Source organism: Paraburkholderia sp. BR10954, from assembly GCF_040965775.1.
GTDB classification, from domain to species: domain Bacteria; phylum Pseudomonadota; class Gammaproteobacteria; order Burkholderiales; family Burkholderiaceae; genus Paraburkholderia; species Paraburkholderia youngii.
On the sequence record NZ_JBFRCK010000018.1, the window covers coordinates 23,804 to 40,291 of the forward strand.

17 protein-coding genes and 1 pseudogene are annotated in these 16,488 nt (G+C 63.2%); 8 read left to right on the forward strand and 10 right to left on the reverse strand.

Annotated elements, in window-relative coordinates; translation table 11 throughout:
- Positions 1-739: 739 nt before the first annotated feature.
- Positions 740-1,447 carry a FadR/GntR family transcriptional regulator gene (locus AB4Y34_RS23390; RefSeq protein WP_368621267.1) on the reverse strand — a complete coding sequence of 236 codons (708 nt, stop codon included), beginning with the start codon at positions 1,445-1,447 and terminating at the stop codon, positions 740-742.
- A gap of 131 nt (positions 1,448-1,578) precedes the next feature.
- On the opposite strand from AB4Y34_RS23390, the gene AB4Y34_RS23395 reads away from it, so the two are divergent.
- From AB4Y34_RS23395 to AB4Y34_RS23425, 7 genes are all read left to right on the forward strand, one after another.
- The gene (locus AB4Y34_RS23395; protein WP_368717345.1) at positions 1,579-2,457 is read left to right on the forward strand and encodes a fumarylacetoacetate hydrolase family protein; all 879 of its coding nucleotides are present in this window, start codon (positions 1,579-1,581) and stop codon (positions 2,455-2,457) included.
- 2 nt (positions 2,458-2,459) lie between these two features.
- Positions 2,460-3,245: an alpha/beta fold hydrolase gene (locus AB4Y34_RS23400; RefSeq protein ID WP_368717346.1), complete on the forward strand. Its 786-nt coding sequence runs from the start codon at positions 2,460-2,462 to the stop codon at positions 3,243-3,245.
- A gap of 149 nt (positions 3,246-3,394) precedes the next feature.
- Positions 3,395-4,732 carry an amidohydrolase family protein gene (locus AB4Y34_RS23405; protein ID WP_368717347.1) on the forward strand — a complete coding sequence of 446 codons (1,338 nt, stop codon included), beginning with the start codon at positions 3,395-3,397 and terminating at the stop codon, positions 4,730-4,732.
- A gap of 90 nt (positions 4,733-4,822) precedes the next feature.
- On the forward strand, positions 4,823-5,842 hold the full coding sequence (locus tag AB4Y34_RS23410) for an ABC transporter substrate-binding protein (RefSeq protein ID WP_176378285.1): 1,020 nt from the start codon (positions 4,823-4,825) through the stop codon (positions 5,840-5,842).
- 8 nt (positions 5,843-5,850) lie between these two features.
- Entirely contained in the window at positions 5,851-7,377 is a 1,527-nt protein-coding gene (locus tag AB4Y34_RS23415) for a sugar ABC transporter ATP-binding protein (RefSeq protein WP_368717348.1), read from the forward strand.
- Positions 7,374-8,384, forward strand: a complete 1,011-nt coding sequence (locus tag AB4Y34_RS23420; protein ID WP_368717349.1) for an ABC transporter permease — start codon at positions 7,374-7,376, stop codon at positions 8,382-8,384. Before AB4Y34_RS23415 ends, AB4Y34_RS23420 begins: the two co-directional genes overlap by 4 nt.
- A gap of 2 nt (positions 8,385-8,386) precedes the next feature.
- Positions 8,387-9,343 (forward strand): ABC transporter permease, encoded by a 957-nt coding sequence (locus AB4Y34_RS23425; protein WP_368717350.1) that lies wholly within the window; start codon positions 8,387-8,389, stop codon positions 9,341-9,343.
- Between the two features lie 106 nt (positions 9,344-9,449).
- Here the strand turns inward: AB4Y34_RS23425 and AB4Y34_RS23430 are convergent.
- Positions 9,450-9,775 (reverse strand): annotated as a pseudogene (locus tag AB4Y34_RS23430) (methyl-accepting chemotaxis protein); the annotation flags it as partial.
- A gap of 412 nt (positions 9,776-10,187) precedes the next feature.
- Between AB4Y34_RS23430 and AB4Y34_RS23435 the strand changes: the two are divergent.
- On the forward strand, positions 10,188-10,565 hold the full coding sequence (locus tag AB4Y34_RS23435) for a DUF3022 domain-containing protein (RefSeq protein ID WP_176378281.1): 378 nt from the start codon (positions 10,188-10,190) through the stop codon (positions 10,563-10,565).
- Between the two features lie 37 nt (positions 10,566-10,602).
- Here AB4Y34_RS23435 and AB4Y34_RS23440 read toward each other — a convergent pair whose 3' ends face one another.
- From AB4Y34_RS23440 to AB4Y34_RS23475, 8 genes are all read right to left on the reverse strand, one after another.
- A complete protein-coding gene (locus AB4Y34_RS23440) occupies positions 10,603-10,857 on the reverse strand; it encodes a hypothetical protein (protein WP_368717351.1) in 255 nt (84 codons plus the stop codon).
- 184 nt (positions 10,858-11,041) lie between these two features.
- A complete protein-coding gene (locus AB4Y34_RS23445) occupies positions 11,042-11,308 on the reverse strand; it encodes a hypothetical protein (RefSeq protein ID WP_176111277.1) in 267 nt (88 codons plus the stop codon).
- Positions 11,309-11,358: 50 nt separating this feature from the next.
- Positions 11,359-11,517 carry a hypothetical protein gene (locus AB4Y34_RS23450; protein ID WP_176378280.1) on the reverse strand — a complete coding sequence of 53 codons (159 nt, stop codon included), beginning with the start codon at positions 11,515-11,517 and terminating at the stop codon, positions 11,359-11,361.
- Positions 11,518-11,613: 96 nt separating this feature from the next.
- Positions 11,614-12,357: an acetoacetyl-CoA reductase gene (phbB, locus tag AB4Y34_RS23455; protein WP_368717352.1), complete on the reverse strand. Its 744-nt coding sequence runs from the start codon at positions 12,355-12,357 to the stop codon at positions 11,614-11,616.
- A 220-nt stretch (positions 12,358-12,577) separates the two neighbouring features.
- Entirely contained in the window at positions 12,578-12,733 is a 156-nt protein-coding gene (locus AB4Y34_RS23460; RefSeq protein ID WP_368717353.1) for a hypothetical protein, read from the reverse strand.
- Positions 12,734-13,785: 1,052 nt separating this feature from the next.
- The gene (locus tag AB4Y34_RS23465) at positions 13,786-14,625 is read right to left on the reverse strand and encodes a phosphatidylinositol-specific phospholipase C (protein WP_368717354.1); all 840 of its coding nucleotides are present in this window, start codon (positions 14,623-14,625) and stop codon (positions 13,786-13,788) included.
- A gap of 102 nt (positions 14,626-14,727) precedes the next feature.
- The gene (locus tag AB4Y34_RS23470) at positions 14,728-15,579 is read right to left on the reverse strand and encodes a carbohydrate ABC transporter permease (protein ID WP_368717416.1); all 852 of its coding nucleotides are present in this window, start codon (positions 15,577-15,579) and stop codon (positions 14,728-14,730) included.
- Complete coding sequence (locus tag AB4Y34_RS23475; RefSeq protein ID WP_176111273.1) at positions 15,579-16,448, reverse strand: carbohydrate ABC transporter permease; 870 nt, start codon at positions 16,446-16,448, stop codon at positions 15,579-15,581. Before AB4Y34_RS23475 ends, AB4Y34_RS23470 begins: the two co-directional genes overlap by 1 nt.
- Positions 16,449-16,488 lie beyond the last annotated feature (40 nt).

Consider the following 16,488-nt stretch of genomic DNA (forward strand, 5'->3'; position numbering starts at 1 on the left):
CCTTGTTCATTGCTGGGCGAGCGCTGTGAGCGGGGTCCGGCGTAACGGTTTGCACACCCGAAGCCGAGGGATTGAATGATCGGTTGGGAGTAGCGCGGTCATGAAATCCGGCGGTGAGCCTGCCAGTGGCTAACGACCGTACTGTGTCTTGTCGTGGGGCGTGGGCACGGGATGGAAGTGGCAGTCATTGGATCGGCGCGCGTGCCGCTGGACCGGCGCTCGGGCGGGTCGGGCGGATAGTGCGTTGACGTCGATCAGCTTGCATCCGAACATCTTTTGTCCCCTCTACGGAGGCCTCCCGATTGTGGCCCGCTCGGCTGCGAACCCGTCCGGCCACGCCGGCGGTGCAGTATCTGTTCGCTTCTGCGTGCGCTTTTCGACTCGCCGATGTGGCGGTCGCCCCCGCGCCGCGGAAGACGTTATGCTCCGGCAGGCTGCTTGAAGTTGTTGGCCTGCCGTGCGCACCCAGCACGATAAGCACGCGCGCCAAGGGTTGAAAGAGCGGGTTAACCACATACGCATGGTTCCGCATGAATCGCGCATTGCCGGGTCCGTGCGCGGGCGGCGGCGATCTGCGTCGCGCGGAACCTCGCCCCGGTAGGGCTCGACGAAGGTCGCGGGTGAGGCATCCAGGTTTGGTTTGGCGTGGTCTCGCGTCGCGTGTGATAAACAGATTCGATACCCCCGGAAGGAAATCGCAACCCTTGAATGCGTGCCGCCGCAAGTATTCGTAAAGCTGTCAACGTCCGAACAGGTTTTCCCTGATTTGCCGGAGATGGTTCGTCAATAGCTCGCAAGCCATCTCGGCATCGCGATCGCGAAGCGCATCCACGATCGCGCGATGCTGCGCCTCATATTGACTGCGCCGCTCGGGCGTCAGCGACAGGCGCTTCAGACGTCCCCACTCGCCCTGTTCGCGCACCTCGTTGGTCAATTCGAGCACGCGCAGAAAGAAGGTGTTGTGCGTAGCGACCGCCAACGCGCGATGCAGCTCGCCGTCCCAGTGCTCGAACTCCTCGATGGTTTGCGCCGCCTCGGATCGCTCGATGCAGTCGCTCATCTGCGCGAAGTCGGCCGCCGTCGCATATCGGACGATGAGCCCGGGCATCAGCGGCTCGATCAAAAGCCGCGCTTCCATCAGTTCGGCTGGGCTCGTCTGCACGGCGTGCGGCTTCGCCTCGGGTAGCGGCGGCGCAGGCACGCTTGCGCCAGGCAGCACGAACGTGCCGCTGCCGACCGTCTGCCGGATCAGCCCACGCTCTTTCAAATCGGCGAGGACTCGCCGGACGGCGCCACGTGAAGCGCCGAACTCCTCGCTAAGTTCGCGTTCGGGCGGCAGGCGCACGCCTTCGGCGAAGCGTCCGCTGCGAATCGCTTCCTCCAGATAGCTGGCGAGCTCTCGTGCCCCCTTCGCCCTGACTGTCAGCCTTGTGTCGACGTCACTCATACCCCAGTCCTGCTGCGCATCAAACAAGAACCAATTGGTTCTGATTTTTGGTTAACCCTGGTTCTTTTCGTCCGGTTTTGGTCCTACAGTGGTTCCAGACTGACCCACCAGACCTAGATTAAAGGCCCATCATGAAATTAGCAACTTTGCGCCACGACGGGGCGACGGCGGTCGCCCTGGTCGACACCGACGCCGGCGTTTATTGGCCGGTATCCCAGCTCTGCGACGGCTTTGCCGGCGACATGGTCCAATTGGTACAACAATTCTCCGACCTGCGCGAGTCGCTGTGCCCGCGCGGCGAAGGGCGCCCGCTCGCGTCGGCGACGCTCCTCGCGCCGATCGACCAGCCGCGCCGCAACCTGTTCTGCGTCGGCAAGAACTATCACGACCACGCCGAAGAGTTCAGCAAGTCCGGTTTCGACAAGAGCGCGCAGGCAGGCGAGCACATACCCGAAGCACCGGTCGTTTTCACGAAGCCCGCATCGACGATCATCGCGACTGGCGAGCGCATTCCGCGCCATGCCGACGTGACGCAACAGATGGACTACGAAGTCGAGATCGGTGTCGTCATCGGCAAGGCAGGTCGCGCGATCTCGAAGGCGAAGGCGCTCGATTACGTGTTCGGCTACACGATCATCAACGACGTCACCGCGCGCGATCTGCAAAAGCTGCATCGTCAGTGGTTCATCGGCAAGTCGCTCGACGGCTTCTGCCCGATGGGCCCGTATCTCGTGACGGCCGACGAATTCGACGCGTCGAACATCGACGTGCGTTGCTGGGTCAACGGCGAGTTGCGTCAGGAATCGAACTCGAAGCTCTTGATCTTCGATATCCCGACGATCATCGCGACGCTGTCGGCCGGCATGGAACTGCAGCCCGGCGACGTCATTGCGACGGGCACGCCGGCCGGTGTCGGCATCGGCTTCAATCCCCCGAAATTTCTGCAAAGCGGCGATGTCGTGCGCATGGAGATTCCGCGCATCGGCGTCCTTGAGAACGAGGTGGCGTAAACATGGCAACAACTCAAGTGCAAGGCATCTTCATCGAGATCGAAGGCGACGGCGCGCCGGTCGTGTGCATCCACGGTCTCGGCGGTTCCTCGAACAACTGGACGCCGGTGCTGCCGGCGTTCGAAGGCAGGAAGGTCATCCGCATCGATCTGCCTGGCAGCGCGCGTTCGCCGTTGCCCGCGCAGAAGCTGTCGATCGATTCCTACGTGAACACGATCGCCTCCGTGCTGCGCGAACTGCAGGTGAGCGACGCGGACATCGTCGCGCATTCGATGGGCACCATCGTCGCGCAGCATCTGGCCGTCAGGCATCCCGAGCTGGTTAAAAGCCTCGCGCTGTTCGGGCCGCTCATTGCTCCGCCCGACGCCGCGCGCGACGGCATGCGCCAGCGCGCGCGCATCGCGCGCGACCAGGGCGTGCCGGGCCTGCAGGAAATCGCCGATGCGATCGTCAAAGGCGCCACCAGCGACGAAACCAGGTCGCAGCGGCCCGTGACGCTCGCGCTCGTGCGCGAAAGCGTGATGCGCCAATCGCCCGAAGGTTACGCGCAAAGCTGCGAGGCATTGGCTGGCGCGCAGGCGGCGGAGATCGAACGCATCCAGGTGCCGACGCTGCTGGTGACAGGCGACCAGGACGGCGTTGGCAAACCCGATGCGGTGAAGGCGATGGGCGAGCGTATTGCGGGGGCGAAAGTCGTCGTGCTGAGCGGCTGTGGTCACTGGACCACGTTCGAAAAACCCGTCGAAACGACGGTGGAGTTGAAGCGCTTCTATCAAGTGGCTCGGTGACGCATTGAACAGGTGGGCGCCGCGTCGATCAGAATAGCCGCGCAGAACGGCGATCGACGGGCCCCCGATCGGGAAACAGGCACAGTCAGGCAGTAACCAACCGGCGGCGGACGCCCATGCGCGTTCGGCCCCACGTGGAGGAGACAGACATGAGTTCGATCTTGTTTACCAACGTATCGGTTTTCGATGGTAGCGGTGCTCAGCCCTTCAGAGGCCAGGTGCTGGTGGACGGGCAGCGCATCGTCCGCGTCGCTCGCGACGAAGAGCCGATCAACGCGCCCCAGGCACAGCGTATCGACGGCCGTGGCGCATTCCTGATGCCGGGCATGACCGAAGCGCACACGCATTTCTCGTGGAACGACCAGCCGTCGCTGTCAGCGATCCAGTTCATGCCGCCCGAGGAGCACATGCTGTGGTGCGTGCGCGTCGCGAAGCGTTATCTGGAAATGGGCTGGACTTCGGCACTGGGCGCGGCCGCCGCCAAGCCGCGGCTCGATGTCGTGCTGCGCAACGCGGTCAACGCCGGCGAATTTCCGGGACCGCGCTATCTGGCGGGCAGCCAGGAGATCACCGTTCTCGGCGGCCTCGCGGACAACACGCTGCCGCACATGCCGTTCAAGGAACTGAACTTCGGCGCGGTCGTGAGCGGGCCGGAAGAAATGCGCGCGACCACGCGCATGTTCGTCAAGTACGGTGTCGATCATCTGAAGATCAATCTGTCGGGCGAGTACATCGCGGGCATTTCGGCGGAATCGTCGCCGTTTTCCGAGGAAGAGATCGCGATGCTCGCTGCCGAGGCGAAGCGCGCCGGCAAGCGCGTGGCCGCGCATGCGCGCTCGAGCGAATCGGTCAAGCAATGCGTGCGGCACGGGCTCGAACTGATCTTCCATGCGAGCTTCGCCGACGAGGAAGCCCTCGACATGCTCGAAGCAAACAAGGAAAAGCACTTCGTCGCGCCGGGCATCGGCTGGCTGATCAGCACGCTGTATCACGCGGAGAAGTGGGGCATCAGCGAGGAACTGGCGACGAAGATGGGCTACAAGCGCGAGCTCGAAACCGCCGCGGTGACGCTGCAGAAGATGCACAAGCGCGGCATCCGCATTCTGCCGGGCGGCGACTACGGCTTTGCGTGGATGCCGCACGGCACGAACGCGCGCGACCTTCAATACTTCGTCGACTACATCGGCATGACGCCGATGGAGGTGCTGATCTCGGCCACGCGCTACGGCGGCGAGCTGATGATGATGCCCGACGAGCTCGGCCAGATTCGCGAGGGCTATCTTGCCGACATCATTCTGGTGGACGGTGATCCGCTCGCGGACCTCACCGTGCTGCAGGACCCGAGCAGGATCACGCTGGTGATGAAGGATGGCGACATCTTCAAGAGCGCGCACGACGCGCTGCCGCCGCGCGGCGAACTTCATGTAGGCGCGGCGTTGCCGGCCGATCCCGGTGTCGGGACGGCGGCATCCGCGCCTGTGCACTGAAACTGCATCGCCCACCAGAAGTTGCGCGGAGCCGGCCGCACGCCGCGGCTGGCGCCTTCGCGCGCACACCAAACATCAGGAGACGACGACATGAAACCGCGCACTTTGCTTGCCACCGTGGCGACTAGCCTCGCGTGCGCATCGGCGTTCGCCGCCGCGCCCGATATCGGCCTGTCGAACGGCTATTTCGGCACCGAATGGCGCAACCAGATGATCGACGGCGCCAATCAGCAGTTCCAGACCTACAAAACCAGGGGCCTGGCCGACAAGCTGATCGTGCAGCAATCCGGTGCCAACACTGGTCAGCAGATTCAGGACATGCGCAACATGATTCGCCAGAAGGTGGGCGCGATCATGGTCGACGCGAACTCGGCCACCGCGCTCAACGGCGTGATCTCGGAGGCGCAGCGCAGCAAGATCCCGGTGGTGTCGTTCGACCAGGCGGTATCCAATCGCTACGCGACGAACGTGACCGTCGATCACTACAAGTGGGGTCAACGCTACGCCGAATGGATCGCGGAGCAACTGCACGGCAAGGGCAATGTCGTGGTGCTCGACGGCATCCCCGGACATCCGGCGGCGGAGGCGCGCAAGAAGGCCGCGCTCGAGACGTTCGCGAAGTATCCGGGCATCAAGGTCGTCTGGTCCGGCTATGGCGAATGGGACGAGGCCAAGGCGCAAGCAGTGATGGCGACGGTGATCGCGGCGCAACCGCAGATCGACGCGGTGTTCACCGAAGACGCGATGGCGCTCGGCGTTCTGCGCGCATTCGAGAACGCGAACCGGCGCGTGCCGATCATGACCGGCGAAGCGCAAAAGGGCTTTCTGACGGAATGGAAGAAGCAGCGCGACGCCGGCAATCCGATGAAGGTGTTCGTGCAGGTGAATCCGCCCGACATCAGTCGCACGGCGCTCGGCATCGCGGTGCGCCTCGCGCATGGACGCACGCTCAAACCGCTGCCCGACAACACCTACTACTTCCCGATCACGAAGACCGTGACGGCCGAGAATCTCGACGCTACGCTCGCTTCAATGAGCGACAAGCCCGACAGCTACTTTCTCGGTCAATGGCTGAGCGAAGCCCAACTCGATGCGCTGTTCACGCAATAACGCCGATCATGTCCGTGCTCATCGCGAAGGGATTGACGAAACGCTATGGCGGCGTGCTCGCGCTCGACGGCGCGAGCCTCACGCTGAACCCGGGCGAAGTGCTGGGGCTGCTCGGCGCCAACGGCTCGGGCAAATCGACGTTGTCGAGCATTCTCGCCGGCGACACGATACCGGACGACGGCACGATCGAAATGATCGGTGCGCCGCTGCGACCCGGCTCGCCGAAGTCGGCGCGCGCGGCGGGGATCGCGATTGCGCATCAGCATCCCGGTCTCGCGCCGGATCTGCCGGTGTGGGAGAACGTGTTTCTTGGCGCGGAGCTGTGCCATACGGGTCGCTTTGTCGATCAGCGGCGCACGCGCGATCGCGCCACGCGGCTGCTGGAGAGCCTGAGACCCGGCTGGGATATCGAAGCGAGCGCAGGCAGCCTCAGCGCCGCCGATCAGCAACTGGTCGAGATCGCGAGGGCGCTTGCGCTCGGGCCGCGCATCCTGATTCTCGACGAACCGACCGCCGCACTCGCCGCCGCTGAAGTCGACAACCTGATGCGCGTCGTGCGTAGCCTGACGGCGCGCGGCACGGCGGTGGTTTTCATTTCGCACCGGATGGCGGAGATCGAAGCGCTGTGCGATCGCGTGATGGTATTGTGCAACGGCCGCCCGGTCGGCGAGCTAACGGTGCGTGGGCAACTCGACGAAGCGCGTGTGCTCGAACTGATGGGCGGCGCGGTTGCCACGCATATTCATGACGGCAAGCGGAGACGTGGCGGTGATCCGGCGGACACGGAAAGAACCGTCGCGCTCGGCGTCACCGATCTGCGCGCCGGCGCGCGGCTGCGCGGCGTCAGCTTCGAACTGGAACGCGGAGAGATTCTTGGCATCGCGGGACTACAGGGCCATGGCCAGGAAGAACTGCTCGACGCGCTCGCGGGCTTTCGTGTGCCGGACGGCGGCGAGGTGAGGCTCGACGGACGAGGTGGAGCGAGGACGATCGTGCCGCGTTCGCCGCGTCAGATGATCGCCGCGGGCGTGTGCCTCGTGCCCAACGACCGGCATCGGCAGGGCCTGTGGCTCGATCACCCGGTCGAATTCAATCTGGCGCAGGTCAGCGTGAACTTCGCGGCGAGCCCGTGGCGGCTGCGTCGCGCGCCGATCCGCCGGTTCGTCGACGACGTGGTCGCGCGACTGCGCATCAAGACGTCCGACGTGCGCCAGCCGGTGCGGGATCTGTCGGGCGGCAATCAGCAGAAAGTGGTGATCGGGCGCTGGCTGAACCGCCAGGTCGACGTGCTGCTGCTCAGCGATCCGACCAAGGGCGTCGATGTGCTCGCCCGCAGGGAAATCTACGAGACGATCGGTGCATTCGCGCAAGCGGGGACGGCCGTGCTCGTCTATGCATCGGATACCGAAGAATTGCTCGCGGTGTGCGACCGCCTGATCGTCATGTACGAAGGTCGGATCATCGCGCAGCTGGAAGGTGATGAGATGAATGAATCCCGCGTGACGAGCGCGCTGTTCGGCCGGAGCGCGGCATGAAGGCGCAACTGGGAGACGGACTTGCCGACACTGGCGCCTGGTCGCCAGGCAAACGGATGGGCGCGGCGCTGAGAATATCGTGCGCGCGTGCCGCGAGTGCGCTGCCCGCGCTCGTCATGCTGCTCGCGGTCGTGATCGCGAATGCATGGCTGCAGCCGGACTTTCTCACCGCTGATTCGCTCGCGAGCAACATGCAGAACGCCGCGCCGGTGGTCCTGATCTGCATGGCGCAGGCGGTCGTCGTGCTGATGGGAGAGCTGGATCTGTCGATGGGCGCGGGAATCTCGTTGGTCAACTGCGTGCTCGCGGCCGCGCCCGGTCTGATGGGGTGGGGCCTCGGCGCGACCTGTGTCGCCGCGCTGGCCGCCGCGCTGCTTGCCGGTGCGTGCAACGGTCTGCTGGTCGGCTGTGCGAAGCAAAGCGCGCTGATCGCGACGTTCGCGACCGGCGCCGTCTGGTTTGGCTGTGCTCTGCTGCTGATCCCGCAGCCGGGCGGCGCGGTGCCGGACGCATTGGGCGAATGGTTCGCGGCGCGTATCTCGGTGATTCCGCTCGCGGCGCTGCCGGTGCTCGCCGCGATCGCGCTGTGGGCGGTCCTGCAGCGGCATCGCTTCGGACGGCGACTGATCGCGACCGGCAGCCACGCCGATGCGATGTTCAAAGCCGGCATCGATGTCCGGCTCGTCAAACTGCTCGGCTATCTGCTCGCGTGGCTCTTCGTGTTTGCGGCGGCGCTCTGCCTGACCGCGCAAACCGCGTCCGGCGATGCGCGTCTGGGATTGCCATACACGCTGAACTCGGTCGCGGCTGTGGTGATCGGCGGCATCTCGCTGGCGGGTGGGCGCGGCACGATGCTCGGCGCCGTCTGCGGCGCGCTCGTGCTCACGCTGATCGGCAACGTCGTCTACTTCGCGGGCATCCCGAGCAACTACCAGGAAGTGTTCAAGGGTGCCGTGATCGTGCTTGCGCTCGGCTTCACGTTCGTGGGCGCGAAAAGGAGAGTGTGACGATGAAACCGAATTCGCGCCGCGCCTTTTTGCTGGCGCTCGCCGTGATCGTGCTCATCAGTGGACAGTTCGCGGTGCCGGGCTTCGCGAGCCTGGGGCAGGTTGCCAATCAGTTGAAGATCGCGACGTTTCTGGGGCTATTCGGCCTCGCGCAGTCGCTCGTGATGATCGCGGGAGAGCAGGGGCTCGATCTGTCGGTAGGCGCGGCCGCGACGCTGGGCGGCATTCTTGGCGCCGCGCTGCTCGGAGCGGCATCGGCTGGATTGCCGGCCGCGTTCGCCGTCGCGACGTTGGCGGGCGCGCTGGTGGGCGCGCTCAATGGCGTCGGCATCACGCTGCTGGGCATCCCGCCGCTCGTGATGACACTGGCGATGGCAAGTCTCATCGACGGCGCGTTGATCGTCTGGTCGTCGGTCATGCACGTCAATACGGCCGCGAGTCCCGCACTCGCCGCGCTCGCCGGCAGGACGCTCGGCGGCGTGCCGAGCGTCGCGCTGATCTGGCTCGGCGCCGGCGCGTTGATGTGGCGTTTTCTCGATCATTCAGCCTGGGGGCGTCGCCTGATGGCGACCGGCGCGAATCCGGTCGCTGCCGCCATCGCCGGTACGCGCGTGCGCGCGATCCGCATCGCGGTGTATGTCGCGAGCGGCATCATCGCCGCTGTGACGGGCGTGCTGCTCGTCGGCTATGTCGGCCAGGCGTTTCTGGGGCTCGGAACGACCTATGTGCTGCCGAGCGTCGTCGTCGCGGTGATCGGCGGCGTGTCGCTCGCGGGCGGACGGGGCGACTACATCGCGGTCGCGAGCGCCGCCGTGCTGCTGACGGTTCTCACGAGTCTGTTGACCGCGCTGCAGATAGGCGAAGCAGGACGCCAATGCATTTTCGGTGCGACGCTGCTCCTCTTTCTCGCGCTCAACGGTTGGTCGTTCAAGGGGGCGATGCGACGTCGGCATGCATGAGGCGCTTTTCGCACTTGCGAAGGCGGCGGCATCGCCGCCCGCTGCGCGGTCATACCGGGCCGCGATGGTGACGAGGCGACGGTGACGCGAAACCGATGCTGGCGTATCAGTCGATGGCGAATACGGCTACCGGTTGCACCACCGTGCCCGATTGCTCCTGCAGCGAGCTCGCCGCGGCGGCCGCCTGCTCGACCAGCGCGGCATTCTGTTGCGTGACCTTGTCCATCTGATCGCCTGATTGACCTGCTCGATGCCCTGATGCTGTTCGCGCGATGCGGCGGTAATCTCGCCCCTCAGGTCGGTCAGGCGACGCACGGCGGACACGACTTCGTCGATGGTGCGGCCCGATTCGTCGACCTTAGCTTGACGGGTCTTGACGCGAGCGACCGACTCGTCGATCGGTTTCTTGATCTCCTTGGCCGCGGCTGCGGACCAGATGTCGGTGATGGCGGCGGTGGCCTTGGTCGTCGAGGAGACCTGAAACTGGTTGATGTCGTCGAGTGTCGCGGTGTAACCGATCGGGACGCGCGAGCGATTTCCACAACGTTGCGATCTGTGTCCGGATGGAAATATGTCGGCTTCTGCTTAAAGAACTGAAGTGCGATTTGAACCGGCAATATGTGCGCGGCAGCGTCGTTTTGTCGCTGTATGAAGCTGGCGAATCGCTCCTTGCGTTCGTGAATATCTGCTGACCGGTTTCATCGGTACATATTGCCTGATGAGCGGCAACAGGGATTGTGAGTCCGGCTCCAGTTGAAGCACTGGACAGACAGCGACAGCCGGACACGGTTTTTGCTCGCCTGCAGGCGGGGGGCGGGGGCCTCGACCACGAGGAGGACTTTCTATGAAAGACATCGATCTGAATCAGCGCATCGAAGAAATCGAACTGGCTCTTTCCACGCTATTCGAGTCGCCGAAAGCGCCCGCGATCAGCGGTTACGACGACGGCCGCAACTTCCTCATCCAGGCTTCCTGGGTGATCGAGTCACATGGCGACACGACGCTGGATGCGCGGTGCGTGCTGACACTGCACTTTTCGGCTTCGCAGATTGAGCGATACGCGCAGATGGATACCGCACAACGTATCCTCGTGCGCGAACGCCTGTGCCGGATGGTCCGCGATCACCTCCGAGCGGAAGGCAGGGAACTGAGCTTGCAGGGAGAGTGCGCCGAAGATCTGCATGTGGAGGATCGGCTGCTGGATGTCGACGATCAGCTCTGATCGACCGCGGACGACGTATGTCCGCGTCGACGAGTGACTAGCACGCCTCCTCGCTCGGAACCGGGGGATGCAGCGACTCGAGCAGCTTCACCAGCCTTGCCTGCTGCTGCGGAGTCAGTCCTTGAGTAGCGCTCACCTGCTTGACACGCGCGCGCCAGTAGGTCCGGCTGAACAACGAATCCACGCCATCGTGGGACAGGATCCGTTCCAGATGCGAAATCGCATCTCCAGCGGTCAGGGGTGTATAGGGACTCTCCCTGTCCGGGGGCCCTCTTTGGGTTGTTGTTTTCATCCACTTCTCTCAGGTGGTGACCGGCTGGGTCCGGCCGTGTACGTCGGACTTCAATTGGCCCGTTTGTGCCATACAACCCCTGCGAGGCGCGCGTGCCCGTCAGCTATCTGGCGAACCAGGTAGCGTGACGCGCGCCGGTCCTCGCAGCGATGCGACCCATCGCAAGCGGCACGGCCCTCGGTGTTCAGCAAAGCTCCGCGGCGGCTACCCACGGCATCGTCTCGAACTTCTTGAGAACGGTGTGCAGCGATCCGGAGAACCTGTCGGCAAACGCGATCGTCATGTCTTCGACATCATGTTTGCGGTTACTCGTAATCCGTACGTCCTCGATGGCATCGGCGACCGGCATCAATACCTGCCACACTGCGGCGACCCTCATGCCGCCGCGCCTCGTACGAACCGTGATCTGATGGCCTGTGGCCTTTTGTTGTCCGGTGATTTCCGGTGTCATTCTTCAGCCCTCTCGATGTATCTGATTTTTTATTGGCGCGGTCGACGCACTTACATTCGCCCGCGCGGTTGATGCCACCACTCATGATGATCCAGATGTCGTAGCAGTCTTGCCCTTTTGCGCTCACGGCGATAGTGATCGATCACCATGAGCATTGCGATGCTGAGGGCCGTGCCCCCAATGATCAGGCCCATCCAGGTCTCACTCATGACACGTTCCTCTCTCATGGAAGCACAGGGGTGTTGCGTGAATGGTTCACGCCGATTCGTCCGGTGTTGCGGCACGTACCGGCGCGGTATGTCGCGTCACTGCATGTGCTGGCCGCCGTTGATCGCGATATTGGAGCCGGTCACGAAGCCGGCATCTTCCGAGCACAGATAGAGCACGAGCGCCGCGACTTCGTCGGGCTTGCCGAGACGTCCCATCGGGATATGCGGCAGGACCTTGGTGTCGAGGATCTCCTGCGGAATCGCGGTGACCATCTTGGTGGCCAGGTAGCCCGGCGAAATCGTGTTTACCGTGACCCCTTTGCGCGCCACTTCCAGCGCCAGTGACTTGGTAAAGCCGTGCATGCCGGCCTTGGCCGCGGCGTAGTTGGTCTGGCCGACCGAGCCTTTCGAGCCGTTGACGGACGAGATATTGACGATGCGCCCCCAGCCTCGTACGACCATCTCTTCGCACAGCGGCTTCGTCATGTTGAAGACCGAGTCGAGGTTGGTGCGAATGACCGCATCCCAATTCACCTTGTCCATCTTCCTGAGGGTCATGTCCTGGGTGATGCCTGCGTTGTTGATCAGGATGTCGACCGGGCCGACTTCCGCCCGAATCTTGTCCGCGCAACGCTGGCATGAGTCGTAATCGGCCACGTCGACCGGGTAAGCGCGAAAGCTCCGACCCTGAGCTTCCATGTCAGCCAGCCATTTGTCCGCACCGGTGTTGCTCGGCGAGTGCGTGACTACCACCGCATACCCTGCGTCGTGCAGTTTCGTACTGATCGCTTCTCCGAGTCCGCCCATGCCGCCCGTTACCACTACGATTCGTTTCGTCATCCTTTCCATCCGTGATCGAAATGTCTGCGAGGATCGTGAATACCCAATGGCCGTCTCGCACAACCCGCCATTGCTTTGCCACAACGCGCGGCCGCCTCCAGCGTCACGGGAGGAACGGCTTCGGCATTGATTGAACTGCGCGGGTTTTTATACGCTTGTCGTATTGCGCGAATGGAGCTGGTGCATCAGCTGGCGGCGACATGCCGCGCCGGCGCACTGCTCAAAGATTCCAGGTGCCCCGAACGGTGCTCCCCGCCTGCCGGTCCGGGCCGGCGAGTTTCCGTGTTCCTTCGAACGCTTCGGTGGCGGGCGAAAAGAACGTCGACACATTCGTTCGGCAGAATTTCAGCAAATGTTCGGACGAAAGGTCTTTCATTGCTTCTCCTGGATTGAATTTCGAACCCGCCCGCCCCGGAGACCATATCCGCGATCAGTATGCGGAATATCGTCGGTGAGGATTCCGGAGCAAAAGTATTATTAGTAAGACTAAATGAACGCTGCAAAAAGCAGTGATGTCCGGATCGCATTTCTGATGTCGGTATTCGTCAGTCGAAATACAACATGGTGTTTCTTCCTCGAGTCACAGCCGATCAATTGGCCATGGCCCGCGTCAGTAGGTCGTGCGGCCAACCGGCGCTTCGATCTCTATTTCAATTGTCATCAGATGACATAACAATCGATTTTAGAGGGTTCATTCTAACTTCAAAATGTTAAATTTTCGGGAACAAAGGCTAGGTGAATACCCTGACACCAAAGCTCCGCATTGAGGCGTGGCTGTCGAGCCAACGCGATGTTTGATCGTCCGGACAACGGACTGCAACGGCGACCCCGATGAGTCGGCTCTTCGACTGCTTCGCAGAGCATCCCCGAAATGTCATGAAAAATGGCCCGAATGACAGGATCATGCATTGGGATGAATCATTGCATGTTATGCAAGAAATGACAATCCAACCGACGCTTCCTTGCACCGCTGCTGTCGCCCGGGCGAGTCGCTGCACGGGACGCCGGTCCGCCAGCGCACTTTACGCTGACCGTGTTCGGCTGGTTGTCCACGCAAGTGACAGTACGTGAGGGTGCGGCGCGGCACGGATGGTGAATGCGCGTCGGTGGTGGTGAGCGGCCAGGCGGTGCGAAGGGCAATGCAGGCGCACATAGAACATCTGTCGCGAGCGTAAGATGGAAGCGATTGATCGATGAATTATGAGGAGGCGCCATGAAGGCGGTGTGCCCGCTGCACGGGCCAACGACCATCGTCGGTACGAACGCGTACGGATTTCCGATCTATGCGTGTTGTCGCGACGACGTTCCCTATGTCACGCCGCCAGACGCCTGCACGCGTGAACCGGCGAGACGCGGACCGGAATCGAGGCCGCCACCGCGGCAGCCTCGAGCAAAGGAATCACGCTGAGATTCGCGCGCAGCGATGCGTTATCGGCTCCAGTTGCAATCGATCAACGCATCAACGAGGCGCCAGTCCTGCCAGTCGCAAAAGTCGAGCAGCATGGTGCCGCATGGTTGCGGACGAGCCGCGAGCCGCTCGGCAAGCTGCTCGTGAATACCGCGATGCTGTGTATCGCCGCAGGCCACGACTACCGGCTGCGCCGCCATTCCCGTGCCGCTGCAAAAGTTGATGACCCAACGCTCGTCGCACACACCGGGGGTGCGGTTCAACAGCAAATCGATGGCGCGCCACTTGTAAGCGATCGATGTCGGCACCGGCACGCGAAATTCGTCCTGGATGGTGAACGGCACCGGCACGTCGTCGATATCGAACGTTGCGTTGTCAGGCCAGGCCGTCAGATCGATGCCGAGCGGCTTTTCACTCGCGAAGCGCCGCAGTAGCACGATGCTCCCGCGTACCGCCTCCAGCAGCGGCAGTTCGGAGGCAAGGTGCCAGTGCACATCGGCGTGTCGTTCGACATACCATTCGAAGGTCGCAGAAACCGCGCGGGCGCAGTCACGCGCGGGCCATTCCTCCTTGATCGACATGACGATGCATTCGCCGGGGTGACGCGCGAGAAACTGAGCGCATGTCCGTACCACATCGTCGAAACTCAGACCCAGCGAGATGCCGCCGTGATGAATCGCAAAGCGATCGCGCTGATGACGGCAGCGGATGTCGAGAACCCGCACCCCATGGTGCAGCTGATCGTCGAGCGTGGCATGTTGCGTGCGCGCGAGCCGGTCATCGACCGGGTAGGCGCAGGTGTCATGGCTGCCTGGCAAGGTCAGTGCGGACAGCAAGCGGCTGCCATCGATGGCCGACATCCAGTCAGCGGGCGAAACATTGGGATGGGTCAGGGCAGGGCGCAAGAAAACCTCTGGATAAGCAAAGCGTCTGCTGCAACGTCGACGCAGAGTTGGAGCCCGTTACTTCAAGCCGCCCGAAAAGCCCTGCAGCAGATAGCGCTGCACATAGCCCGCGAGCAGAAGCGTCGGCACCGACGAAATCAGCCCTGCGCTCATCAGTTCGCCCCAGTCGATGCCGTTCTCGGTCACATAACTCGCCATCGTGAGCGGCAGGGTGAAATGACTCGGTGACGAGACGAACAACAGCGCCAGCAGAAACTCGTTCCACGCGATGATGAACACGAAGATCGCGGTGGCAACGAGACCCGGCGCGCACAGCGGCACGACGATGAAGACGATGCGCTGCGCGAGGTTCGCGCCGTCGAGCGCCGCGGCCTCCTCGAATTCGATCGGCACGTCGCGCACGAACGGCACCAACATCCAGATCGCCATCGGCAACGCGTACAGCTGATAGGCGAGTACCAGCCCAAACAGCGAATCGAGCAGATGGAGCCACTTGGCCAGCGAAAACAGCGGTACGGCCACCGTAATCGGCGGCATCAGCTTCAGTGCCAGCACGAGCATCAGGAACAGCAGATCGAGTCGCGCCGGAAACGCCAGTCGCGCGAGCGCATAGGCGGCCGGAAAAGCCAGCGCGAGTGCGAGCAACGTGGCGCCCACTGTGACCCACACGGAGTTCAGCACCGACTGGGCCATGCCGCTTTCCCACACCGCCGCGAAATGCTCGAACGTGGGCGCCGAAGGCCACAGCGCGAGCGGACGGGCGAGGCGTTCCAGCGTCGGCGTGAAGGCCGCGCCAGCCATCCATATGCACGGCAGCAGCAACACCGCCAGCGCTACGACCCGCAACAGACCTCGCACCGCGGCACCGGACGAGCGTCGCGCGAAACCCTGCAAGCGCGCGAGCGGCATCAACGGTCGCGCCTGACTGCCGATTTCCATATGTATCCCGAGACCAGCACCGCGCACGTGAGCAGCATCAATACCGAAGCCGCGCTGGCGGGTCCTACGTTGAAGAAGCGGAAACCCGTGTCGTAGATGTACGTCGACAGCGTCTGCGTCGCATTGCCCGGGCCGCCGCCCGTCAACGCGTACACCTTGTCGAACAGCTTGAAGGTATCGATCGAGCGCAGCAGCATCGCGAGTGCGACGTGCGGTGCAACGAGCGGAAGCGTGATGTAGCGCAGGCACTGCCATTCGTTCGCGCCGTCGGTGCGTGCCGCCTCGGCGATTTCAGGCGGAATCGACTGTAGCCCCGCGAGAATGATCAGGAATGCCATCGGCGTCCATTGCCAGACATCGACCAGCATCAGTGACCACAGCGCGAGGTGCGGATCGGATAGCCAGGGCACCGCTGGTAGATCTATCGCCTTGAGCAGCGCATTCAGAAAGCCTCGGTAGTTGAGCCAGTTGCGCCAGATGGCGGAGCACACCAGCGTCGAGAGCATCATCGGCAGCACCGCAAGCGGCAACGCGATGCGCCGGCCCGCAAACGCGCGGACGAACAGCAGCGCGAGCGCGAGTCCGAACAGGACTTCAGCGAGCGAGGCCACGATCATGAACTGGATCGTATTGACGAAGCTCGTGCCGAACTCGCCGTCCGCAATGACCGATCGATAGTTGGCGAGCCCGATGAACGAGCGATGCCCCGACGCGTAATCCACCGAGAAAAACGAATCGATTAGCACGCGCGCTACCGGGTAGAGCGCCAGCACACCGAGCACGAGCGCGGCTGGGCTCATCAGGACGAGCAGCGGCAAATAACGTCGCAAGCGGCTCATCGATCCGTTTCCAGGCTTGCCTGCGCTGCCACTGCCGCTA